A 22,390-nucleotide genomic window follows, 5' to 3' on the forward strand; every position below is an offset into this window, starting at 1 on the left:
CCTTACGACGGCAGCCGCTCGATCAATCCCTGGATCTCCCCCGGCAGCGGCGTCCGGTCCTGGCGGGCGTAGAGGTCGCGCAGCTGGCGGCCGATCTCGGCCAGACTCATCGAGCCCTTCACGATCAGCCGGTCGGCCTGCCGCCCGAGGCTCTCCTTCTCGGAAGCGCTGATCTCCTTGGCGGTCAGCACCACCACCGGGACGTTGCCGTCGGGGCGTCCGCGCAAGGCTCGGAGGAAGGCGAAGCCGTCCATCACCGGCATCATCAGGTCGAGCAGGATCAGGCTCGGTCGGCTCATGTCGAGGCTCTCCAGCGCCCGCGCGCCGTTCTCCGCCTCGCGCACCTCCCAGCCGTCGCGCTGGAGCGTGCGGCGCACCCGCTCGCGGGCATCCGCGTCGTCGTCGACGATGAGAACGTGGCCCTCGTGCCCGGCCGGGCGGTAGCGCTCCATCGCCTCCTTGAGGGCGTTCCAGTCGACCGGCTTGACGAGGTAGTCGGTGGCGCCGAGCACGTGGGCGAGGCTGAACTCGTTGACCACGCTGGTGATGATGACCGGGGTCTCGGCGATGTCGGGATCGGTGCGGATCGCGTGCAGCACCGCCCAGCCGTCCATGCGCGGCATCTCGATATCGAGCAGGATCGCCCGCGGCTTGAGGGCACGCGCGAGCGTCAGCCCGGCCCGCCCGTCGTTGGCGGTGCGCACCCGGAACCCCTCGCGCTCGAGGAAGCGCTGGAGCAGGTCGCGGGCGGCCGGGTCGTCGTCGACGAGCAGCACCACGTCGTGCAGGTGCGCCTCGCCCTCGGTGATCTCGCGGACGCGGGCCGCCACGCTCTCGGCCGCTTCCTCCTCCTCGCGATCGGCCAGTTCGGCGGGCAGGCGGATCGTGAAGGTCGCGCCCTTGCCGTAGGTGCTGGCGACCCCGATCGCGCCGCCCATGCGCTCGCAGAAGGCGCGGGTGATGGAGAGGCCGAGGCCGGTGCCGCCGAACTGGCGCGTGGTCGATTCGTCGGCCTGGGAGAAGCGCTCGAACAGCCGGCCGATCTGCTCCTCGGTCAGCCCGATGCCGGTGTCCGAGACCGCGAAGGTCAGCCAATCGGCGCCGTCTTCCGTGCTGCGGCGAACGGTCAGCGCGATGTCGCCGTCCTCGGAGAACTTCGCGGCGTTGCCGATCAGGTTGATCAGCGATTGGCGCAGCTTGAGCTGGTCCTGATGCATCGCGCCGAGATCGGGCGCGAGGTCGAGGCGGAAGCGGTTGCGCTTCTTCGCGATCAGGCTTTGCGTGGCCGCCGACACGTCGTCGATCAGGCTCGCGACGTCGAAGGTCTCGGCCGACAGCGTCATGCGCCCGGCCTCGATCTTCGAGATGTCGAGCACGTCGTTGATGAGGCCGAGCAGGTGCCGGGCCGAGGCCTCGATCTTGCGCAGGTCCGGCAGCAGCGCGGCCTGGCCCAGATCCTCCAGTTCCTCGCCGAGCATCTCGGAATAGCCGATCACCGCCGAGAGCGGCGTGCGCAATTCGTGGCTCATGTTGGCCAGGAACTGGCTCTTGGCGAGGTTGGCGGCCTCGGCCGCCGCACGCGCCCGCTCGGCCTCGGCCTCGGCCTCTTTCCGCACGGTGATGTCGATGTTGAGCCCGACCCATTCGCGGATCGCGCCGTCCTCGGCCAGCACCGGCACGCCGCGCACCTCGGTGTCGCGCCATTCCCCGTCGTGGCGGCGCAGGCGATACTCGACCGCGTAGGGGCGCTTGCCCTCGACGCATCCGGCCCAGACCTCCGCCGCCCGCGCCCGGTCCTCGGGATGGACCGCATCGACCCAGCCCCAACCCTGATAGGCCTCCTCGCTCTGGCCGGTATAGGCGGCCCAGCGCGGCTGGGGCGGGGTCAGCTCGCCCTCCGCGTTGGTGTTCCAGATCACCGCCGCGGAGGCGTCGATCAGCGCGCGGAAGCGCTCTTCCGACAGGCGCAGCGCTTCCTGGGCGTCGCGCGTCTCGGTGACGTCGGTGTTGGTGCCGTACCAGCGCTCGACCGTGCCGTCGGCGTTCCGCACCGGCTCGGCCAGCGACAGGAACCAGCGATAGCGCCCGTCCTTGCCCCGGAGCGGAAACGTGTCCTGCCAGGATTCGCCCGCCGCGATGCAGGCGGAGAAGCGCGCGGCGGCGCCCTCCAGATGGTCCGGGTGGTGCAGCTTGCGCCAGCCCGCATCGGCCATCTCGGCGGGGGTCGTGCCGGTGTAGTCGTACCAGCGGCGATTGTACCAGAACAGGTTGCCCGCCCCGTCGGCGATCCAGGCGAGCTGGGGCAGCGCGTCGGCGAGGTTGCGGAAATCGGCCTCGCTCGGCGGGGCCGGCTGTTCGTCGCGTGCCGTCACGGTGTCGCTCCCACGGTGTCGCTGTCGATGGCCCGTCGCATCAGCGCCGCAGCCGGTTGCCGAGGACGAAGCCGAACAGGCCCATCAGCACGATGCCGACCGCGCCCTGCAGGCCGACGAGCAGGTTGGTGATGCGCCCGTCCGGCTTCACCCCGATCTCCGGCGGGTTGGCGGTGAGCATGTTGAGGGCGCTGTAGCTCACGAGGTCGAGGGGGTTGTAGGTCGGCACGTTCGTGCCCTCCCGCGACAGCCCGCCGGCCGCCCCGTAGGCGCCCGCGAACAGGACGATGCCGATGAGGAAGGCGCGGGCGATGCGTGACAGGCTCTCGCCGTAATCGCACAGCCACTCGACGTAGCGGTCGGCGACCCAGCGATAGCCGTGGGTGATCACACCGCGGACATCGCGTGCGGAAAGGGCCTTGCGGGCCTGCTGGCCGGCATGGCGCCGGCCCATGCGGCGCCCGCGCTTGTAGGCCCAGCTCGCACCCGCGTGGCTGCCGATGCTCTGGAGGTTGCGCTCCAGCGCCAGATAGCTCGCCTGCGCCGCCTCGTACTCACCCGCCGCCTCCTCGCCGACGCAGCCGCCGAGCTGCTCGTGCGAGAGCCGCACCCCTTCGAGCCAGGCGCCGGCGAAGCGCGCGTGGCGCAAGCGGCACGCCGTGAGATCGAGCCGCACGAGGCTGGTGCGAGAAAAATCGGCCCCCGAGAGGTCGGCCCCGTCGAGGCGGCAGCCGGCGAGGTTGGCCCCCCGCAGGCGCGAGCCGACGAGCCGGGCCTTCTTCAGGCTGGCCCCCTCGAAATCCGCCCCCGTCAGGTTGCAGTCGGACAGGTCCGCCTCGTCGAGGCGGGCGCCACGGAACACGGAATCGTCGGCATCCGCCCCGGTGAAGTCGGTGCCCCACAGGTCGGCGCCGGGAAAGCGGGAGCCGTCGAGCAGCGCCTTCCTGAATTTGGCGAAGCGCATCACGGCGCCGGAGAAGTCGGCATCCTCCAGCATCGCCTCGCCGAAGGCCGCCTGCCCGCCCGCGACGCCGTGGAAGCGCGCGCCCGAGAGGTCGGCCCCGGAAAAGTCGGCCTCCTCGACGCAGGCCCCCTCGAACCCCGCCGAGCGGGCGAGCACCCCGGCGAGCCGCGCCCGCCGGAGGTTCGCCCCCGACAGGTCGGTTTCTTCGAGGTCCGCCTCGGACAGATCGGCCCCGGCCAGGTCGAGCCCGCCGGCATCCGCCGCCCACCACCGGGGCGGCGCCTGCGGATCGACGCGGGGTTCGAGCGCGGCGCGCCCCAGGCGCATCCCGGCGAGCCCGCCCCGGCCCGCGCCGTCGAGGACGGCCGCCCCGGCGCCGAGCTGCGCCAGCAGGGCGGCGACGCGCGGATCGCCCTCCGTCGCGCCATGTTGCACCGCCGCGTCCCGCACCATATCCACCCCTCGCGCCGTCGCCCTGAGCGATACAGGCAGGCGGGGCCGGATGGCGAGACGCTTGCACCGCGGCGATTGTGTGATCCGGCGGGCGTTCCGCGCGTTGGTGCGGAGCGCCGTTGCGGCGCGAGAGGGGATGGGCGGGCGTGTCGGGCAAGATTCTGCTGGTCGAGGACCACGAGGAGATCTGGGACTTCCTGTCCCGGCGCCTCAAGCGCCGCGGCTACGAGGTGGTGCTGGCCCATGACGGCGAGGCCGGCGTGCAGCAGGCGCGTGCGGCCCAGCCCGACGTGATCCTGCTCGACATGAACCTGCCGGTGCTCGACGGCTGGTCGACGGCCCGCGCGCTGAAGGCCGGCGGCGACACCCGCGCGATCCCGATCATCGCGCTGACCGCGCACGCCATGTCGGGCGACCGCGACAAGGCGATCCAGGCCGGCTGCGACGACTACCACGCCAAGCCGATCGATTTCCCGAAACTCTTGAGCCAGATCGGCGCGGCGATCGGGGCGGCGTCCTGAGCGTGGCCGGGGCGGCAGGCTCTCTCACCATCCGCACTCCCATCCAACCCCCTCATCCTGAGGTGCTGCGCAGCAGCCTCGAAGGAGGGCTCCAGCGCGCGCGCGATCCCTGGAGCCCTCCTTCGAGGCTTCGCTTCGCTCCGCACCTCAGGATGAGGGTGTGGGTGGGAGAGGCGCCGCCGTTATCCGTCTTCTTCGAACAGGCCCCAGCGTCATGAGCGACGACCCGGTCACGGCGCGCCTGCTGCGGCGGGCGCTGCCGGTGGTGACGGCGCTCGCCTCGCTGCTCCTCGTCGTGACGCTGGCAGGCGCCCTCTATCTCGGGCGCGACATCCTCGTGCCGGTGGCGCTCGCCATCCTCCTCAGTTTCGTCCTGCTGCCCGCGGTGCGCGCCCTGCGGCGCCTGCGGGTGCCGCGGGCGGCGGCGGTGCTGGTCGTGGTGGTGCTGGCCTTCGGCATCCTCGCCGCCGTCGGCGGGCTGATCGCCCGCGAGGCGGCCCAGCTCGCCACCGACCTGCCGCGCTACTCGCTGACGCTCCGCGACAAGATCACGGCCTTGCGCGCCGCCACCGCCGAGCGGGGCGGCCTGTCCGACACCTTCTCCGGCTTCTTCGACATGGCCGAGGAGATCGGCAAGGAATTGCAGCCGCCCGCCTCCGAGACGGCGACCGAGGCCCGGCTCGGCACCGCCGAGCGGCCGATGCAGGTCGAGATCCACGCCCCCCGCTCCGGCGTGCTGAAGACGCTGGGCTCGGTGGCGGGCGGCGTGCTGCACCCGCTGGCCACGCTCGGCCTGATCCTGCTGTTCACGATCTTCATTCTCTTGCAGCGGGAAGACCTGCGGAACCGCGCGATCCGGCTGGCCGGCTCGAGCGACCTGCGCCGCACGACGGCGGCGATCGACGACGCCACCGGGCGCCTCAGCCGGCTCTTCCTGGCGCAGCTCGCCCTCAACCTCGCCTTCGGCGTGGTGATTGGGCTGGGCCTGTGGGCGATCGGCGTGCCGAGCCCGATCCTGTTCGGCGTGATCGCCGGCATCGCGCGGTTCGTGCCCTATATCGGCGCGGTCATCAGCGCGGTGCTGCCGCTCGCCATCGCGGTTGCGGTCGATCCCGGCTGGTCGATGGCGATCCAGGTCGCGCTGCTGTTCGTGATCGTCGAGCCCGTCGCCGGCCACGTGGTCGAGCCGCTGCTCTACGGCCACTCCACCGGCATCTCGCCGATGGCGGTGATCCTGGCCGCCACGATCTGGACCTTCCTGTGGGGGCCGATCGGGCTCCTGCTCGCGACCCCGCTCACCGTCTGCCTCGTGGTGCTCGGGCGCCATGTCGAGCGATTGTGGTTCCTCGACGTGATCCTCGGCGACCGGCCGGCGCTCGGGCCCGATGAGATCTTCTACCAGCGCATGCTCGCGGGCGATCCGGCCGAGGCGATCGAGCAGGGCCGGCTGTTCCTCAAGGAGCGGGCGCTCGTGACCTATTACGACGAGGTCGTGCTCGCCGCCCTGCGGATGGCGCAAGGGGACGCCGCCCGCGGCAGCCTCGACCGCGAGCGCCAGGGGCAGGTGGGCGAAAGCGTGCGCACCGTGGTCGAGGCGCTCGGGCAGGTGCGGGCCCGCGGCCTGCCGCTGCTCGGACGGCGGCGGGCCCCGTCCCTCAGCCCCGAGGCGGAGGCCGCCTTCGCGGCCGTCGGGCCGGACCGGAGCGACGCCCGCATCGTCCTGCAGCCCGAGGACCTCGCGCCCGGCTGGCGCGGCGCCGCGCCGGTCCTGTGCGTGACGAGCGGCGGCGCCTTCGACGAGGCCGCCACCCTGATGCTCGCCCAGACGCTGACTCGCCACGGCCTGACCGCGCGGGTGGTGTCGCGGGACGAATTGCGCGACCTGCCGCCGGGGGAGCGGCCGGCGATGATCTGCTTCTCCTATCTCGACCCGATCAGCCTGTCGCAGATCCGCCTGACGCTCCGCCGCGCCCGGCTGGCCGTGCCGGGGGTGAGTGTGCTCGTCGCCTTCTGGCGCGAGCGCGACCCGGCCTCGCTCGGGCGCCTGCGCCGCCAGATCGCCGCCGACCGCCTCGTCACCTCGCTGGGCGACGCGCTGGGCGCGGCCCTGGAGCAGGCGCGGGCGGCGCCGAAGTCGAGGGAATCCGGCGGGCAGGCGCTTCGGCGAGCCGGATGAGGCGTTCTCCTCCCCCTTGTGGGGAGGAGGGAGGAGGGAGGAGGTGGGGGTGGTGCCGGCTGAAGCTCGGCGGTGCCTTCTGCACCACCCCCACCCCGAACCCCTTCCCACAAGGGGGAGGGGACACGCGTCGGCTGGACCGGTGCCCGGTGCGGGACTACTTCGGCACGGCTCGACCCCGCGGGAGGACACCCGGACCGTGACTTCCGACGACACGCCCGAGATCCTGCTGATCCGCCAGACCCGGCCGGACGTGGCCGAGCGGCTCAGCCAGCGCTTCCGCCTGCACCGGCTGGAGGAGGCGCCCGACCGCGACGCCTTCCTGACCGAAGTCGGCCCGCGCATCCGCGGCCTCGCGGTCGGCGCGATGAGCCCGATCGATGCCGCCCTGTTCGGCCAGTTGCCGAATCTCGAGATCGTGTCGAGCTTCGGCGTCGGCTACGACACCATCGACGTGACTGAGGCCGCCCGCCGCGGTGTCTGCGTCACCCACACCCCCGACGTGCTCTCCGACGAGGTGGCCGACCTCGCGCTGGGGCTGCTGCTCGCCACGGTGCGGCGCATCCCGCAAGCCGACCGCTACCTGCGCGAGGGCCGCTGGCGTCAGGGGAGCTTCCCGCTCACCGCGAGCCTGCGCGCGCGCAAGGCCGGCATCCTCGGCCTCGGGCGGATCGGCCGGGCCATCGCGACGCGGCTCGAAGCGTTCGGCGTGCGCGTCGCCTATCACGGCCGCAATCCGCAGGACGGGCCCTACGCCTATCACGACAGCCTGATCGGACTGGCGCGGGACAGCGACATCCTGATCGTGGCCGCCCCCGGCGGGCCGGAGACCAGGGGCATCGTCGATGCCGCGGTGCTGGAGGCGCTGGGAGCCGACGGCATCGTCATCAACATCGCCCGCGGCAGCGTGATCGACGAGGCGGCGCTCACCGCAGCCCTGAGAGCCGGCACGATCCTCGGGGCCGGGCTCGACGTGTTCGAGAACGAGCCGCACGTGCCCGATGACTTGGCCGCCCTCGACAACACCGTGCTGCTGCCGCATGTCGGCTCCGGCTCCCACTACACGCGGGCGGCGATGGGCCGGCTCCTGACCGACAACCTGTTCGCGTGGTTCGAGGGCAGGGGGCCGCTGACCCCGGTCCCGGAGACGCCCGTCACGGGCGCGCGATGAGGTTCTTGTCCGTGCTGCCGCGCCTGCGCCCCGCCGCCCTCGCTCTCATGACGCTCCTGCCGCTGGCGGGTACGCCGGCCGCCGCGCAGGAGACGCCACCCCCGTCCCCGGAGGGCGCGATGCCCGCCACCTTGCCCGACACCCTGGCCGGGGCGGCGGGCACCTGGGATCTCGCCCTCGCGGGCGGGCAGCGGCGCTGCGTGCTGACGCTCTCGGCCGACAGCGGTCCGTCCGGCCGGATCGTGCGCTTCCCCGCGGGCTGTCGCCGGGCGCTGCCGGTGATGGCCGGCATCGCCGGCTGGCTCTACGGCGAGGACGGCCTCCGCCTCGTCGACACCAACGTCCGGCCGATCCTGACCTTCGCCCGCGAGCCCGACGGCCGCAGCCTCGGCGCCGCCAGCGGGAACGGCGAGCGCTACAGCCTCGTGCCGCTCCAGATCGCCGCCATGCGCCCGGCCGGCGAGACGCCGCCCGCGACCACGGCCTCGCCCGCCGCCGCCGAGCCGGCCGCGGCCCCCGCGCCGCCGGAGGGCCCGGCGCCCGGCCTCTACGCCCTCGACCGGGCCACGCAGAAGGACGTCTGCCGCCTCGAACTGGCACCGCCCGACGCGGCGGCCAAGGACCAGGCCGCCGTGCGCCTCCTGCCCGGCTGCCGCGACAGCGGCATCACCGTGTTCGATCCGACCACCTGGCGCTTCGCCGCCGGCCACCTGACCCTCAAGGCCCGCCGCGGCCACGCGGTGAACCTCGTTTCCGTCGGCGACGGCCGCTGGCGCCGCGACCCCGATGTCGGGGTGACGCTGGTGCTCAGGAAGGTCGAGCCGTAAGGCGGTTGGATCCAGGCTCGGTCGGTGCCGACGCTCTCGGTTCCCGTGCCGCATCGGCCCGAAAGCTGGTAGCCGCCTTTCGGGCCGATGCTCTATGCCGAGAGAAACCGGCCGACGTGTTCGCAGAAGAACGCCGGCTCCTCCTCGGCCACGAAATGTCCGCTCCCCTCGGCAACGAGGCTCTCCAGCCGTGTCGCCCGCGGTCGCATCGCGGCGGCGAGACGGTCCCCGACGCTGTGGCGACCGCCGATCGTCAGCACGGGCATGTCGAGCCTGCGCTGGCCGAACGAGGCGGCGAGCGCGGCGTCGTCCGGCAGGGCGCGGTAGAGGTTGAAGCCGGCCGTCATGCCGCCGGGCGTCGCGTAGTGTCGCGCATATTCCGTGATCGCCGCCTCCGTCACCGCATCCGGGCGGTGCGACCACGCCCTGATCTGCGCACGGATGTAGTCGCGCTCGCGGCCGCGCGTGAGCATCTCGGGAAATCCGGGCGCCATGTGGAAGCCGTAGTGCCAGGCGCCTCCGCGCAGGGCGTCGCCGCTCTCGGTGCCGGGCACCGCGCAATCGACCATCACGAGCCGATCGACGCGCTCGGGATGCAGGTAGGCCAGGGCGAAGGCGACCTTGCCGCCCATGTCGTGGCCGACGACATGGGCCCGGCCACCGGCCGCCTCGACGATCAGCGCCGCGATGTCGGCGGCGAGCGTGCGCTTGTCGTAGCCCGCTGCGGTTCGCTCGGAGAGGCCGATACCACGAAGGTCCGGGGCGATGAGGGTGAAGGAGCCGGACAGCCGCTCCATCGTGTCGCGCCACGCGAACCAGGTCTGCGGCCAGCCGTGCAACAGGACGACCGGCGGACCCTGGCCGAGCGTGACGGCGTGGAGCCGGATGCCGTTCGCCTCGATGAAGCGATGGCGACCGCCCGGCGGCAGCGGCGCGGCGTCCGCTTCGCGGTCTGGAGCGATCTCGCCCAGCGCCCGCCTTCGCGGCAATAGGGAGCCGGCCATCGCGCCGAGCAGAAGGGTTCGACGTCCGAGATTCACGGGCCCGCTCCATCGGTTTCGACGGCGCGAGTTTGATGATTTGCGCGACCCCGACTATCGGTGGCGGGGGCATGGTTTCCATAACCCGTGGTTATCGATGAACGCCGTCTCCGCCCTGCGGGTCTTCGTCCGCGTCGTCGAGCGCGGCTCCATGACCGCGGCTGCCCGCGACCTCGGCATCTCGCAGCCCGCCGTCAGCAAGATCCTGCGCGACCTCGAAGGTCAGATGGGCGCGTGTCTCCTGCAGCGAAGCTCCCGCGCGATGCGGCTCAGCGAGCAGGGGCGCGCGCTCTACGAGACAACGAGCGGCGCGCTCTCGACCATCGACGCCGCCATCGAGGATGTCCGCGGCAGCGCCGGCTCGATCACGGGCGATCTGCACATCCACGGCCCCGTCTGCGTCGGGGAGCGCCATCTGAGCCGGATCGTCTTCGACTTCCAGGGCCGTCACCCCGCGGTGAGGGTCTCCCTGACGCTCGAAGACCGCGCGGTCGATCTGATCGAGGCCAATATCGATCTCGCTCTGCGCGTCGGCCGCCCCGAGGCGCAGGACCTGATCGTCCGGCGCATCGGCACGAGCCGGCGCCTGCTGGTCGCCTCGCCCGACTATCTCGCGCGGAACGGGACGCCTCGGAGCCGCCGCGACCTCGCGCGCCACGGGCTGATCGTCTCCACCACGATCCTGTCCCGCCAGGGCACGATCACGCTCTGTCGCGGGCGGTCGACGACGGAGGTGCAGGCGCATCCCGTCCTCACGACCAACAACCCCCAGGTGCTCGTCGGCGCCCTCGAAGCCGGACGCGGCATCGGCACCGCGCAGCACCTGCTCGTGGCCGATCACCTGGCGTCGGGCCGCCTCGTCCGCGTCCTGCCCCAGGAGGAGGTCAGGGCGAGCGAGCTGTTCCTGACCTATCCCTCCACGAAGTTCATGAGGCCGGTCGTTCGGGCGTTCATCGACTTCATGGTCCCGGCGCTGCGGAGCGTCGAAGGAATCGTCTGATCGCGTGAGGCGTGCCGAACCGGCTCACCCGTCAAAACACCGCCCGCGCGGCGAGATGCGCCCCGAGCCCGAGCAGGCCGACATAGAAGATCTTGCGGAACACCGGCTCGCTGACCCGGCCGCGCACCCAGCCGCCGACGAACATGCCGCCGAGGGCCGGCAGCAGCGCCAGCAGCGAGACGCCCGCGATCTTCGGCCCCAGCACGCCGGTGCCGGTCAGCGCCACGGCGAGCGCGATGGTCGAGACGGTAAACGACAGGCCCAGCGCCTGGATCAGGTCGTCCTTGGTCAGCCCCAGCGCGCCGAGATAGGGCGCGGCCGGGAAGGAGGAGACGCCGGTCGCCGCCGTCACCACGCCGGTCGCCGCACCGATCACGGGGGCGAGCCAGCGCTCGGCGGCGGGCGCCACGGTGAGGCGCAGGGCGGCAAGCCCGTAGGCCGCGTAGATCATCAGCGCGAGCCCCAGCGCGATGGTGGCCTCGCGCCCGTAGCGCCCGTGCAGCAGGGCGCCGGCCGCGAGCGTCGCCAGCGTGCTCGCGACCAGGAGCGGCCACAGCCTCTTGGCCAGCGCGCCGAAGCGCGGCCCCGCCACGAGCTGCCAGACATTGGTGACGAAGGCCGGCACCACGAGGATCGCCGCGGCCTCCGCCGGCGTCATGACGAGGCTGAGCAGCCCCACCGCGACGGGCGGCAGGCCGAGCCCGACCACGCCCTTGACGAAGCCGGCGAGCAGGAAGGCGAAGGCCGCGATGGCGAGCGCCGACGGATCGAGGGGGAAGGTCATTTTTTTGCCAGTGGGTCGTCTTGCGTGTTCAAGCCGCGCGCCGGGCGGCGTGTGAGACCCGCGCCGTCATTGCGAGGCGAAGCCGGAGCGAACACGCAATCGGCGGAGGCATCGGAGCCGCCAAAAAGAATCAGTCGCCGAGGAGCAGGGCGTCTCGAAAGATCGTCTCCGGCTCGGGGCCGGAGGCAGCCATCGGGCGCTCGACGATGCGGGTCGGGGCCGCGCAGCTTCGCCCGGCGTCCGAGCGCGTCGCGAACGCCACCAGGGCGAGGAGCGCCGCGAGGACGATCGCGGTGCTCTCCAGAAGCATCCGTCCGGAGACGAGGGTGGGTGCCTGCCGTGCCATGGGCCGAGCTTCGGCGGGACGGGCGCGGGGGACAATGCGGAACTCGCCTCATCCAGCCTTCGGCTGGGCCGAAGGCTCTTGTCCTCGCGCCGTCATGAGCCGACCATGGTCCGATGCGCTTCGATCTCACCGATCTCCGCCTGTTCCTGCACGTGGTCGAGGCCGAGAGCATCACCCACGGCGCCGAGCGGGCCGGCCTCGCGCTGGCCTCGGCGAGCGAGCGCATCCGCGGGATGGAACTCGACGGCGGCGTGCCGCTCTTGGAGCGCCTGCCCCGTGGGGTGCGCCCGACGCCGGCGGGGCTCGCGGTGGCGCACCATGCCCGCACGGTGCTGGCGCAGCTCGAACAGATGCGCGGCGAACTCGGGCAATATGCCCGCGGCCTGCGCGGCCATGTCCGGCTGCTCTCGGTGACGGCGGCCGTCGCGGCCTTCCTGCCGGAGGCCTTGTCCGGTTTCCTCGCGGCGCATCCGAGCGTCGACATCGATCTGGAGGAGCGCACCAGCCGCGAGACCGTCGATGCGGTGGCCGGGGGGCTGGCCGATCTCGGAATCGTCGCCGACACCACCGAACTCGCCGATCTGGAGACGCGGCCCCTGCGGCCCGACCGGCTCGTCCTCGTGGTGGCCGAGGGCCATCCCCTGGCGGCGCGGGAGGCGGTTGCCCTGCGGGACGTGCTGGACGAGCCGTTCGTGGGCCTCAGCCACGGCCGCTCGCTGCAGGCCTACCTCGCCGGCCACGCGGCGCGGGCCGGGCGTCCGTTCAAGCTGCGGGTGCGGCTCGGCGGGCTCGACGCGGTCTGCCGCATGGCCGCCCGCGGGGTCGGCATCGCCATCGTCCCGGAGGCGGCGGCGTTCCGCTCGGGCGAGGCGGCGGGCATCCGGATCGTGCCGCTCGCCGACCCCTGGGCCTCGCGCCGGCTCGTGCTCGCCGCCCGCAGTTTTTCCGCCCTGCCGGCGCATGCGCGCCAGCTCGTGGATCACCTGCTCGCGGAGGGCGGCGCGACCGGGTGACGCCTCCGTCAGATCGCCGCCGCCGGGTCCTCGTCGGCGCTCCGCTCCGTGCGCTCGCGGCGGGGGCGGCGCTCCATCAGGGCACGGCCGATGGCGCGCAACGGCGCGGTGAGGCGGCGGGCGTCCTCGGCGCGCTCCATGAAGGTCTCGCCGCGGCGGATCTCCCGGTCGAGCCTGGCCATGGTGCGGGCCAATGCCGGATCGTCGTCGTCGAGCCAGACCTCGACGGTGCGGGCGAAGGCCACCACCGTGCCCTGGATCTTGAGGCGCCCCAGCGGCCCCTCGGTGTCGATCCCGGCCGCGGCCAGCATGTAGCGGTGGGAGTTCAGCGCCACGCCGTTGAGCGCCAGCATCGACAGCGGATCACCGCGCAGCGCGAAGGAGATCCGCCGCAGGGCCGGCTTGTAGGGCGCCATCGCGTCGAGGCGGCGCATCAGCACGTCGAACAGGCGCTCGCGGGCGGGCTCGTCGGCCAGATCGCTGGAATCGCCCTCCAGCACCGCCCGGTCGATGATCCGCGACAGGCCGCCGAGCACCGCGCCCTTCGACGGAAACAGCTCGCGCAGCTCGGCGAGCGACAGGTCCGCCTCGCGGGCGATGTCGCCGATCTCGATGTCGTTCCAGGGCTGCTCCGCGGCGAGCCGCATCAGCGCCTCGACCGCGGCCTCGCGCGGGTTCGGCTTGGTGCGGGAGGCTGTGTCGGGCGCAGCACTCTGTTTCGCCTTGCCGGCCTTGGCTCCGGACTTCGGGGCCCCGGATTTGGGCTCGCCGGTCTCTTCCATGGGATCAGGCTCCGTGTCTTGGCTCGCCCTCCATGTAGGTGCCCGCCCGCGCGCTTGCAGCGCTTTTCGCCTCACCCGGACAATTCGCCCGCCCGGCGCCGGTTGGCCTCGACCGCCTCGCGCAGGAGATCGGGCAGGCCGCCCTCGCGCATCAGCACGCCGAGCGCCGCCGCGGTGGTGCCGCCGGGCGAGGTCACGTCCTTGCGCAACTGCGCTGCCGAGCGCGGATCGGCATCGAGCAGCGCGCCCGCGCCCGCCACCGTGGCGCGGGCGAGATTCTGGGCGAGGTCGGCCGGCAGGCCCGCCGCGATCCCGGCTTCCGCCAGCGCTTCCGCCATCAGGAACACGTAGGCCGGGCCCGAGCCCGAGACGGCGGTGAGCGCATCGATCAGGCCCTCGTCGTCGAGCCACGCCACGATCCCGGCGCTGGCGAGCAGCGCGTCGGCCGCCGCGCGCTGATCCGCATCGACCTCGGGGCTCGCCACCGCGCCGGTGGCGCCGCGGCCGATGCTGGCGGGCAAGTTCGGCATCGAGCGCACGACCGCGCGGGCGCCGGGCAGGCGGCGCTTGAGGTCGGCGATGGTCTTGCCGGCGAGGATCGAGACGACGAGCGTGGCCTCGCCGATCCAGGGGCCGAGCGAGGGCGCGGCGGCCTCCAGCCCCTGCGGCTTGAAGCCGAGCACCAGGGTGCCGGCGGGTTCGGGCTGGGCCGGGTTGAGCCGGATGCCGCGGGCCGTGCAGAGTTCGGCGATCTCGGGCGAGGGCTGCGGATCGACGATGATCGTGGCCTCGGGCGCGAGGCCGCCCGCGAGCCAGCCCTGGAGCAGGGCGCCCCCCATCTTGCCGGCGCCGACGAGGACCAGGGGGGAGGGCAGGGTGGCGAGAGGGCCGGAGAGGGATGCGGGCGTGTCCGTCATGCCCCCTCGATCCCACCGGATCGTTACGGGATCAAGCCTCGCCTTCGGTCTCGAAAAGCACCGCGTCGAGGGCCTCGCGGGCGGACTTGCCGGCCCAGAGCACGAACTGGAACGCCTGGAAGTAGCGCTCGCAGGCATCCGTCGAGGCCTTCATCAGGGCCGCGCACTGCCCTTGGGTCGGGGCGAGCCCGTCGTTGAGCAGGAGCGAGTGGCGGAACATCACCACGCTGTCGGACGACCACAGGTCGAAATGGCCGATCCAGAGCTGCTCGTTCACCAGCGAGACGAGGCGCAGCATCTCCGCGCGGCGGCGCTCCGGCACCTTCAGGTCGAAGGCGGCAGCGACGTGCAGGGCCTCGACCTCCTCGATCCACGTGAAGGCGACGTGGTACTCGGCCCAGCGCCCCGAGACCGAGACCGACATCTCGTCGGTCTCGATCCGGTCGAAGATCCAGTCGCGCAGCGAGGCGAGACGCTCGACCACGTCGATCGGGTGCTCGGACCGGTCGTTGTCTTCGATGAGGCTGAGCTGGGTCATGGCGATCCACGTTGTCGGCACGGTCGGACCACGTCCGATCGGGCCGGCGGGCAAAGCAGGGCCGTGACGGAACCCGGACGAGTCCCGTCGCTCTCCGTCCTGCGGAGGGTTTCGGTCGGATGTACTGGCCCCGCGGTCCGGTCGGTCTGTCCCGACGGGGCGAATCGTCTTGAAACCGGTTATAGCCCGCAGCCCCGGCGGGCTTCAAAGCGTCGTCCCGGCATCAGCGGTGGGCAACGAACGCTGTCCACCGCTGCTTCCTGTGCAAAGAAAATCCGAATCCGGACGGTGTTGCTTCCCATCGACGTGCGGATCGCGGCCCCGCCGCAGGGAGAAAATCGGGAGGAGGTCCCACGGGTTTCCCTCTGCCGCGACGGCGGAGCCATCCGAAGAATCAGACGGCTTCCGTGCTGCCCGCCGTGCCGGCCTCGCTGCCGAGGCGGGCCTCCAGGGCGGTGACGCGGGCGGCGAGCGCGTCGTTCTGGCTGCGCAGGGCCGCGACGAGATCGCGCAGCACGTCGACCTCCTCGCGGGTGGCGACGTCCATGTCGCGGATCAGGCGCTCGGCCTGTCCCTTGATCAGGGTCTCGGCCTCGCGGCGCACCCCCTGGGCCGCCCCGGCGGCGTCGGTGAACAGCCGGGCGACGTCGTCGAAGAGGCGGTTCGGGCTCTGCATGGTTCTTCTCCCGGGCCCGAGACGGTCCGGGCGCTGGTCCGACATAAGAATCCGCGGGCGGCGGGGCAATCGAGCGCTTTATCTCGGCCGCGCTACGCCGAACCGTCGGCGAGCGCGCGCACGACCGCGTCGGGCTCCTTGTCGATCACCATCAGGAGGGTGCGGGCCGCCGGATCGGGCGTGCGTCGCTGCTGTTCCCAGTCGCGGATGGCGCTCGGCGACAGGCCGAACCTTTGCGCGAACCGCGCTTGGGAGAGGCCTGTCCGCGCGCGGATCGCCGCGACATCGATCGAGGGCGGGGTGAAGCTGCGCGCCGGCTCCGCCTCGCCTCGGGCGATGGCCCTGGCCTCCTTGGCGCTCTTGAGCAGGCGCTCTCCGAGCTTGGTCATCATCGTCTCCGCCTGAGGGTCGCGAGGCGCGCGGCGACACCGGCGCGGTAGTCGTCGGCGAGTTGCGAGAGTTCGACGGCCAGCGCGTTGCGCTCCGCCTTCGAGAGATTGTCCCGCTCTCCCTTGTCGATGAGCGCGAGCAGGAAGACCGGGATGTCGCCGCCGCCGTAATAGTGGATCGTCCGATAGCCGCCGGACTTGCCCTTCCCCTTGCCGGCAAACCGCACCTTCCGGGCCCCGCCCGTGCCCCGCATCACGGCGCCGTCCTGCGGGTTGGCAGCCAGCCACGACACCATCGCGACGATCTCGTCCTCCGACACCCCGGCCGCGGCGGCATCCGCCTCGAAGGTATCGGTGGTGAGGACGGCGTGCATGCGGTATTTGTACGGCATTGCCGTATGTCGGACAAGCCGAAAGCGCGGCAATACCGTAGAGTGCGAAACGCCTTGTTCAGGGTCGCTCCCGTCCGCTCGAACCGTGGCAGGGCACCGCGGACTTCATCGACCCGCCCCACCTTGTTGCCCGACATCTCTCGACACCGCCGGCGAAACCGCCAGTTACAATCCCATTCGCCCCACTGGCTTCCGGCCCAAGCCTAAGCAGGCGTAAGACTTCTCCCGCCATGAGCGCGAACGCCCCCACCCCCCACATCCTCGTCGTCGAGGACGACCGCGAGATCTCTGCGCTGGTCGCCCGCTACCTGCGGGCCAACGAGTGCCGGGTGAGCGTGGCCGGGGACGGGCGCGAGATGGACCGGGTGCTCACGGACGCCCGCGTCGACCTCATCGTGCTCGACCTGATGCTGCCGGGCGAGGACGGCTTGAGCCTGTGCCGGCGCCTGCGGGCGTCCTCCCAGGTGCCGATCCTGATGCTGACGGCCAAGTCCGAAGAAATCGACCGGATCGTCGGGCTGGAGATCGGCGCCGACGACTATCTCGGCAAGCCGTTCAACCCGCGCGAACTTCTGGCGCGCATCCGGGCGATCCTGCGGCGCAAGGGGGCCGAGCCGCAGGACGGCGACGGGGTGCGCCGCTTCCACTTCGCCGGCTGGACGCTCGATGCCGGCCTGCGGCAGGTGCTGAGCCCGGAAGGGGCGCGCCTCTCGATCACGGGCGCGGAGTTCGACCTGCTGCACGCGCTGTGCCTGCGGCCGGGCCGGGTTCTTTCGCGCGATCAATTGCTCGACCTCACCCAGGGGCGGGCGGCGGGGCCGTTCGAGCGCAGCATCGACGTGCTGGTCTCGCGCATCCGCCAGAAGATCGAGCGCGATCCGCGCAACCCCGAGATCATCCGCACCATCCGCTCCGGCGGCTACCTGTTCGCCCCGGAGATCGCCCGGTCATGAGCGCGATACGCCGTTCCGCGGTGCCGGCCGCCGCCGCGGTGCCGGCCGCCGCCGCGGAGCCCGCCGCCGTCCCGCGGCGGCGGCGGCTCGCCTGGCCGCGCCCCAAGAGTGCCGCGGGGCAGATCGCGCTCCTCGTCGTGGCGGCGATGCTGGCCGCGCACGTGCTGGCCACCGTCGCGGTGCTGGCCCTCCGCGAGCCGTGGCGGGCGGAAGGCCGCCCCGGCGTCGCCGCGACCCGGCTCGCGACCGTGGCGCGGCTGATGGATGCCGCCGAGCCGGCCGAGCGCGAGGCGATCCTGCGCGCGGGCGCCCGCAGCCTGCCGACCCTGCGCCTCGCCCCGTGGGACGCCCTTCGGGACGGCGCGCCGCCGGTCGGGGAGGGCGCGCAGGAGCCGGCCTTCGAGCGCCATCCCCTGGTCGAGCGGCTGCGGGACGGGTTCGGGCGCAGCCTCACCCTCGTCGACCTCGCCCCCGAGGGTCACGAATCCGGCTTCCTCCAGATCGGGCTGACCACCCCTGCGGGGGCCCGGCTGCGGGCGGCGCTCCCCGACGACAACCCGCGCCCGCCGATCGGGCAGGGTGCCCTCATCTTCACCCTGATCTTCCTCGGCGTCAGCCTGCTGCTGCTGCTGTTCTGGGCGACGCGGGCGCTCACCGCGCCGCTCGCCGGCCTCGCTGCCGCCGCGGAGGCCTTCGGCACCGCCGATGAGGCGCCGCCCCTGCCCAAGCGCGGCCCGGAGGAGGTGCTGGCGCTCGCCCGCGCCCTCGACCGGATGCGCGCCCGCGTGCTGCGCCTCCTCGACGACCGCACCCAGATGCTGGCCGCGATCAGCCACGATCTGCGCACGCCGATCACGCGGCTTCGCCTGCGCGCCGAGTTCATCGAGGACGAGCGCGCCCGCGAGATGACCCTGCGCGACCTCGACCAGATGAACGGCCTCGTCGAATCCGCCCTCTCCTACGTGCGCGACGGTCAGGGCAGCGCGAGCGAGGGCGAGCCCGCGCTGATCGACCTCGCCTCCGTGGTCCAGACCGTCTGCGACGGCTTTTCCGATGTCGGCGCGGCAGTGAGCCTGGAGCGCAGCCGCCACGTCCTCGTGCGCGGGCGGCCCGACGACCTGCAGCGGGCGCTGACCAACCTCGTCGACAACGCCGTGAAGTACGGCGGCGGCGCCCGCATCCGGATGGGGCCTGCAAGGGGGATGGATGTGCAGGGGGCCTGCCCCGGCGTCGCCGTGGAGGTGCTCGATGACGGCCCCGGCATCCCGGAGGCCGAGCGGCACGCCATGCTCCAGCCCTTCGTGCGCGGTGACCGCGCCCGCAACCTCAACGCGGCCACCGGCTTCGGGCTCGGCCTGTCGATCGTGCTCGCCATCGTCGAGGGCCATGGCGGGCGCCTGACCCTGGAGAATCGCCGGACGGATGGGAAGGTGGGGGGGCTCTGCGCCCGCATCGAGCTGCCGCTCGCGGCCTCCAGCCGTGCCGGCTGAGGCCGCCCCTCAAAACTCCATGTCGAGTTCCTCGATCTCGTCCGGCTCCGCCTCGGCGAGTGCTGCCCATTCGTTGAGCAGGTCCCAGGCGAGGATCGTGTCGCGGTAGGTCGCGGAGGTGAAGGGCAGGGCGACGTCGTAGGTGCGGAAGCGCGTGCAGACGGGGGCGTACATCGCGTCCGCCATGGTCGGGCGCGCCCCGAACAGGTAGGGGCCGCCCGAGCGCGACAGGCAATCCTCGAAGATCGCGCAGATGCGCTCGATGTCGCCCTTGGCGCCGTTGAAGATCTTGAAGCCGCGGTGGAGGCTGCGCAGGTTCATCGGCAGGGCCGAGCGCAGGTTGATGAAGCCGCCATGCATCTCCGCGCAGACCGAGCGGCAGCGGGCGCGCTCGGCGGGCGCCTCCGGCAGCAGGCCGGCCTCGGGCCTGATCTCGTTGAGATATTCGGCGATGGCGAGCGCGTCCCAGACCGCGATCCCGCCGTGGTCGAGCCGCGGCACGAGAAAGGACGGCGAGAGGTGGAGCAACTCCGCCCGCGTCGAGGCGTCGGAACCCGGCAGCAGCTCCACCGCGAGGTCGAGCCCGGCCATGCGGCACAGCAGCCAGCCGCGCAGGGACCATGAACTATAATTCCGGCTGGAGATCGTGAGCGTCGCCTCGGCCATGGTGTCCCCCCGCATCGTCCCGGCGGAGGCCGATCCAAGACTTGTGCCGGATGGTTGGCAAGGATCTTTTCGAACGACTTGGCTTTTCGAAGGACTTGGCAAGCGCCTTGCCAGGGATGGGTCGGGCCGGAGGCACGGCCCGGCGCAAGCCCGGCTCAAGCCACTCGTGCGACACGAGGAAACGACGTTCTCCCGGGAGCGGTCGGCGCGATGTGATGCATCCACGACACAGGTAGCATCTGTGTACTTTTGGTCGGTTGCGCGGTTTTGCGAACGGCTTAGCCTGGACCGTCCGAGATCGCGGCGTTGGGGGCGGCGGCCGCGACTTGAAGAAGTGCAGCGGACGACGCCGGGCATCGGGACGTTCGTGCTGGGGAGTGTGACCCGATGCTGTATCAAGCCTTCGATGCCCAATCGGACATCGCCCGGCACACGCGCCAGTGGGGGAGCCTCCTCCACGAGGCCGCCGCGCCCTGGATGCGCACGCCCTGGCATCATAACGCCAAATGGTGGTCGGCGGGCGCCCGGATGATGATGCGGGCCGGGCTCACCTTCGCGCGGCCGGCCTACGGCATCAACGCCGTCACGGTCGGCAACCGCGAGGTGCCGGTGATCGAGGAGCCGGTGCTGGCCACGCCGTTCGGCACGCTCTTGCGCTTCCGCAAGGACATCGACAGCGCCCAGCCCAAGGTGCTGCTGCTCGCCCCCCTCTCGGGCCACTTCGCCACGCTCCTGCGCGGCACCGTGCGCACGCTCCTGCCCGACCACGACGTCTACATCACCGACTGGCACAACGCCCGCGACGTGCCGCTCTCGGAAGGCCGCTTCGGCTTCGACGACTACGTCGATCACATCGTGCGCTTCATGGAGGCGATCGGCGAGGGCGCCCACCTCATGGCGGTGTGCCAGCCCACCGTGCAGGCGCTCGCCGCGGCGGCCGTGATGGCGCACACCAGGAACCCGGTCCAGCCCCGCAGCATGACGCTGATGGCCGGCCCCGTCGATTGCCGCATCAGCCCGACCTCGGTGAACCACCTCGCCACCTCGAAGCCGATCGAGTGGTTCGAGAAGAACCTGATCGCCACGGTCTCGGGCCGCCACAAGGGCGCGGGGCGGCGGGTCTATCCCGGCTACATGCAGGTCTCGGCCTTCATGGCGATGAACGCCAAGCGCCATCAAGACGCGCACAGGGACCTGTTCTGGCACTACGTCGACGGGGAGGGGGAGAAAGCGCGCGCCGTCGAGGCCTTCTACGACGAGTATTTCGCCGTGCTGGACCTCACCGCCGAGTTCTACCTCGAGACCGTCCGGACCGTGTTCCAGGACTACACGCTGGCGCGCAACGAGTTGACCTATCGCGGCGAGCGGATCGACATGGGCGCGATCCGGCGCACCGCGCTGCTGACGGTCGAGGGCGAGCGCGACGACATCTGCGCGGTGGGCCAGACCATGGCGGCCCACGACCTCTGCTCCGGCCTGCCGCCGCACATGAAGAGCCATCACCTCCAGCCCGGCGTGGGCCATTACGGCGTGTTCTCCGGCCGCAGGTGGGAGAGCCAGACCTACCCGCTCGTGCGCAACTTCATCGCCGCGCACGCGTGAGGCGGGCGGGGCGGCCGTTCGCTCCTCTACGCCGTCATTCCGGGGCTCGCCACAGGCGAGAACCCGGAATCCACGACTGGCCTCGGCGGGTTGCAGGGCGTCGCATCACGGGTGGATTCCGGTCTCGCTTTCGGCGCCCCGGAATGACGGCGGGGGATTCGGCCGGCTAAGTTCCATCGTACGAAGCCTACGCTCGCTGAGGCCTTGGCCCTCCGCGACTACCCCGCAAAGGCCCAAAATCTGCGTGGGGACAAACTTTCGGAAGGCCTTGTCTTTCCGGCACCCTTCCAACCACAGCCGGCTTCGTGTATGTCGCGCGCCCAGGTGCAATTCTTCGCGCCGATTCGGCCGCCGTCGCGACGCCTCTCCCGGAAGGAAACCGGGGACCGGGGCGCCCGACGGCTTTTTCCCGGTCCGGCCGGGAATCCGAGGCCGGCGCGGTCCGAAACAGCGAAACTCAGGGGTTGATTCCGTTGCAGGTACTCGTCCGCGATAACAACGTCGATCAGGCGCTCCGCGTCCTCAAGAAGAAGATGCAGCGCGAGGGCATCTTCCGCGAGATGAAGCAGCGCAAGGCCTACGAGAAGCCGTCCGTGCGCAAGGCCCGCGAGAAGGCCGAGGCCGTCCGCCGCGCCCGCAAGCAGGCCCGCAAGACCGCGATCCGCGAGGGCCTGATCGCCGCGCCGAAGCCCAAGCCCCGTACCGGCGCGCCCCGCCGCCCCGGCGCCCCGAGCTTCTCGCAGCAGCCGGCCGCCGCCGCCCCGACGCCCGCCGCCGCGTCCTGATATTCGAGGCCGGCCCTCGGCGCCGGTCTTCACGTCGACACGAAAAAGGCCCCGCCGCCGGCGGGGCCTTTTTCGTGTCCGGAAGGCTCAGGCGGCGCGGGCCGTGAGGGTGGCGCGCTCGGCCTGCCGCAGCAGATCGAGGGGGAGCCACGGCTTGCTCATGTAGACGGCGCGCGGCGGCAGGTCGGCGCGGGCCTTGCCCTGCGAGGTCACCACGAGCCGCACCTGCGGCCAGCGGTCCCCGACCGTGCGGGCGAGCGCCGCCCCGTCCATCTTTCCGGCGAGCCGCGTGTCGGCCACCACCATCGCGACAGTCACGTCGCCCCGCTCCAGCACCGCCAGCGCGTCCTCCGCGCTCGAACAGGCGATCACGTCGAGATCGGTCTCCTCGATCAGGGCCGCGGCGAGATCGCGGGCGGCCTCGTCGTCCTCGACGACGAGCGCGACGGGACAGTCGGACGGAGATTGGGGCATGCTGCCTCCTCTGGCGATGACAAAGAGGCCGGCGCGGGGAGAACGCGGCGCCGGACGGG

The 22,390-nt window shown here is 72.1% G+C and carries 23 protein-coding genes; 10 read left to right on the forward strand and 13 right to left on the reverse strand.

The genetic code is table 11. The annotated features are described in order from the left end of the window. Window positions 1-2: 2 nt before the first annotated feature. On the reverse strand, window positions 3-2,372 hold the full coding sequence (locus HNR00_RS19865; RefSeq protein ID WP_183572255.1) for a hybrid sensor histidine kinase/response regulator: 2,370 nt from the start codon (window positions 2,370-2,372) through the stop codon (window positions 3-5). A gap of 40 nt (window positions 2,373-2,412) precedes the next feature. Beyond that, window positions 2,413-3,789, reverse strand: a complete 1,377-nt coding sequence (locus HNR00_RS19870; RefSeq protein ID WP_210306576.1) for a pentapeptide repeat-containing protein — start codon at window positions 3,787-3,789, stop codon at window positions 2,413-2,415. A 146-nt stretch (window positions 3,790-3,935) separates the two neighbouring features. On the opposite strand from HNR00_RS19870, the gene HNR00_RS19875 reads away from it, so the two are divergent. The 4 genes from HNR00_RS19875 to HNR00_RS19890 all read left to right on the forward strand — a co-directional run bounded on the left by HNR00_RS19875 (window position 3,936) and on the right by HNR00_RS19890 (window position 8,484). Continuing rightward, window positions 3,936-4,310: a response regulator gene (locus tag HNR00_RS19875; protein WP_056238615.1), complete on the forward strand. Its 375-nt coding sequence runs from the start codon at window positions 3,936-3,938 to the stop codon at window positions 4,308-4,310. A gap of 214 nt (window positions 4,311-4,524) precedes the next feature. After that, window positions 4,525-6,486, forward strand: a complete 1,962-nt coding sequence (locus HNR00_RS19880; RefSeq protein WP_183572257.1) for an AI-2E family transporter — start codon at window positions 4,525-4,527, stop codon at window positions 6,484-6,486. 199 nt (window positions 6,487-6,685) lie between these two features. Beyond that, window positions 6,686-7,657 carry a 2-hydroxyacid dehydrogenase gene (locus HNR00_RS19885; protein WP_183572259.1) on the forward strand — a complete coding sequence of 324 codons (972 nt, stop codon included), beginning with the start codon at window positions 6,686-6,688 and terminating at the stop codon, window positions 7,655-7,657. Further along, entirely contained in the window at window positions 7,654-8,484 is an 831-nt protein-coding gene (locus tag HNR00_RS19890) for an AprI/Inh family metalloprotease inhibitor (RefSeq protein WP_376770398.1), read from the forward strand. The genes HNR00_RS19885 and HNR00_RS19890 overlap by 4 nt, the downstream gene beginning before the upstream one ends. 92 nt (window positions 8,485-8,576) lie before the next feature. Here the strand turns inward: HNR00_RS19890 and HNR00_RS19895 are convergent, their stop codons facing one another. After that, window positions 8,577-9,524, reverse strand: a complete 948-nt coding sequence (locus HNR00_RS19895) for an alpha/beta fold hydrolase (RefSeq protein ID WP_312886085.1) — start codon at window positions 9,522-9,524, stop codon at window positions 8,577-8,579. A 97-nt stretch (window positions 9,525-9,621) separates the two neighbouring features. On the opposite strand from HNR00_RS19895, the gene HNR00_RS19900 reads away from it, so the two are divergent. Beyond that, window positions 9,622-10,524 (forward strand): LysR family transcriptional regulator, encoded by a 903-nt coding sequence (locus HNR00_RS19900; RefSeq protein WP_183572261.1) that lies wholly within the window; start codon window positions 9,622-9,624, stop codon window positions 10,522-10,524. A gap of 31 nt (window positions 10,525-10,555) precedes the next feature. Here the strand turns inward: HNR00_RS19900 and HNR00_RS19905 are convergent, their stop codons facing one another. Both HNR00_RS19905 and HNR00_RS19910 read right to left on the reverse strand, forming a co-directional pair. After that, complete coding sequence (locus HNR00_RS19905; RefSeq protein WP_183572263.1) at window positions 10,556-11,308, reverse strand: sulfite exporter TauE/SafE family protein; 753 nt, start codon at window positions 11,306-11,308, stop codon at window positions 10,556-10,558. A 130-nt stretch (window positions 11,309-11,438) separates the two neighbouring features. Beyond that, window positions 11,439-11,654 (reverse strand): hypothetical protein, encoded by a 216-nt coding sequence (locus HNR00_RS19910; RefSeq protein WP_183572265.1) that lies wholly within the window; start codon window positions 11,652-11,654, stop codon window positions 11,439-11,441. Between the two features lie 113 nt (window positions 11,655-11,767). Here HNR00_RS19910 and HNR00_RS19915 point away from each other — a divergent pair, with 113 nt between their 5' ends. Beyond that, window positions 11,768-12,667 (forward strand): LysR substrate-binding domain-containing protein, encoded by a 900-nt coding sequence (locus HNR00_RS19915; RefSeq protein WP_183572267.1) that lies wholly within the window; start codon window positions 11,768-11,770, stop codon window positions 12,665-12,667. An 8-nt stretch (window positions 12,668-12,675) separates the two neighbouring features. Here the strand turns inward: HNR00_RS19915 and HNR00_RS19920 are convergent, their stop codons facing one another. The 6 genes from HNR00_RS19920 to HNR00_RS19945 all read right to left on the reverse strand — a co-directional run bounded on the left by HNR00_RS19920 (window position 12,676) and on the right by HNR00_RS19945 (window position 16,343). Beyond that, window positions 12,676-13,449: a TetR/AcrR family transcriptional regulator gene (locus HNR00_RS19920; protein ID WP_183572268.1), complete on the reverse strand. Its 774-nt coding sequence runs from the start codon at window positions 13,447-13,449 to the stop codon at window positions 12,676-12,678. A 71-nt stretch (window positions 13,450-13,520) separates the two neighbouring features. Continuing rightward, complete coding sequence (gene proC, locus HNR00_RS19925; protein ID WP_183572270.1) at window positions 13,521-14,366, reverse strand: pyrroline-5-carboxylate reductase; 846 nt, start codon at window positions 14,364-14,366, stop codon at window positions 13,521-13,523. Between the two features lie 31 nt (window positions 14,367-14,397). Beyond that, window positions 14,398-14,904, reverse strand: coding sequence for a type III secretion system chaperone family protein (locus HNR00_RS19930; protein ID WP_183572272.1), 507 nt, complete (start codon window positions 14,902-14,904; stop codon window positions 14,398-14,400). 394 nt (window positions 14,905-15,298) lie between these two features. Continuing rightward, entirely contained in the window at window positions 15,299-15,580 is a 282-nt protein-coding gene (locus tag HNR00_RS19935; protein ID WP_056238943.1) for an accessory factor UbiK family protein, read from the reverse strand. A gap of 92 nt (window positions 15,581-15,672) precedes the next feature. Next, window positions 15,673-15,969 (reverse strand): helix-turn-helix domain-containing protein, encoded by a 297-nt coding sequence (locus HNR00_RS19940; RefSeq protein WP_183572274.1) that lies wholly within the window; start codon window positions 15,967-15,969, stop codon window positions 15,673-15,675. Beyond that, window positions 15,969-16,343, reverse strand: coding sequence for a type II toxin-antitoxin system RelE/ParE family toxin (locus tag HNR00_RS19945; protein ID WP_183572276.1), 375 nt, complete (start codon window positions 16,341-16,343; stop codon window positions 15,969-15,971). Before HNR00_RS19945 ends, HNR00_RS19940 begins: the two co-directional genes overlap by 1 nt. A gap of 248 nt (window positions 16,344-16,591) precedes the next feature. On the opposite strand from HNR00_RS19945, the gene HNR00_RS19950 reads away from it, so the two are divergent. After that, on the forward strand, window positions 16,592-17,314 hold the full coding sequence (locus HNR00_RS19950; protein ID WP_183572278.1) for a response regulator: 723 nt from the start codon (window positions 16,592-16,594) through the stop codon (window positions 17,312-17,314). Continuing rightward, window positions 17,311-18,804 (forward strand): ATP-binding protein, encoded by a 1,494-nt coding sequence (locus HNR00_RS19955; protein WP_183572280.1) that lies wholly within the window; start codon window positions 17,311-17,313, stop codon window positions 18,802-18,804. Before HNR00_RS19950 ends, HNR00_RS19955 begins: the two co-directional genes overlap by 4 nt. 9 nt (window positions 18,805-18,813) lie before the next feature. Here the strand turns inward: HNR00_RS19955 and HNR00_RS19960 are convergent, their stop codons facing one another. Continuing rightward, on the reverse strand, window positions 18,814-19,470 hold the full coding sequence (locus tag HNR00_RS19960; protein WP_183572282.1) for a glutathione S-transferase family protein: 657 nt from the start codon (window positions 19,468-19,470) through the stop codon (window positions 18,814-18,816). 387 nt (window positions 19,471-19,857) lie between these two features. Here HNR00_RS19960 and HNR00_RS19965 point away from each other — a divergent pair, with 387 nt between their 5' ends. Then, a complete protein-coding gene (locus HNR00_RS19965) occupies window positions 19,858-21,072 on the forward strand; it encodes a polyhydroxyalkanoate depolymerase (protein WP_183572284.1) in 1,215 nt (404 codons plus the stop codon). A 473-nt stretch (window positions 21,073-21,545) separates the two neighbouring features. Beyond that, the gene (rpsU, locus tag HNR00_RS19970; protein WP_183572286.1) at window positions 21,546-21,857 is read left to right on the forward strand and encodes a 30S ribosomal protein S21; all 312 of its coding nucleotides are present in this window, start codon (window positions 21,546-21,548) and stop codon (window positions 21,855-21,857) included. An 87-nt stretch (window positions 21,858-21,944) separates the two neighbouring features. Here the strand turns inward: rpsU and HNR00_RS19975 are convergent, their stop codons facing one another. Beyond that, complete coding sequence (locus tag HNR00_RS19975) at window positions 21,945-22,331, reverse strand: response regulator (RefSeq protein ID WP_183572288.1); 387 nt, start codon at window positions 22,329-22,331, stop codon at window positions 21,945-21,947. Window positions 22,332-22,390 lie beyond the last annotated feature (59 nt).

Source organism: Methylorubrum rhodinum (assembly GCF_014199935.1).
In the GTDB taxonomy this organism is placed as follows: domain Bacteria; phylum Pseudomonadota; class Alphaproteobacteria; order Rhizobiales; family Beijerinckiaceae; genus Methylobacterium; species Methylobacterium rhodinum.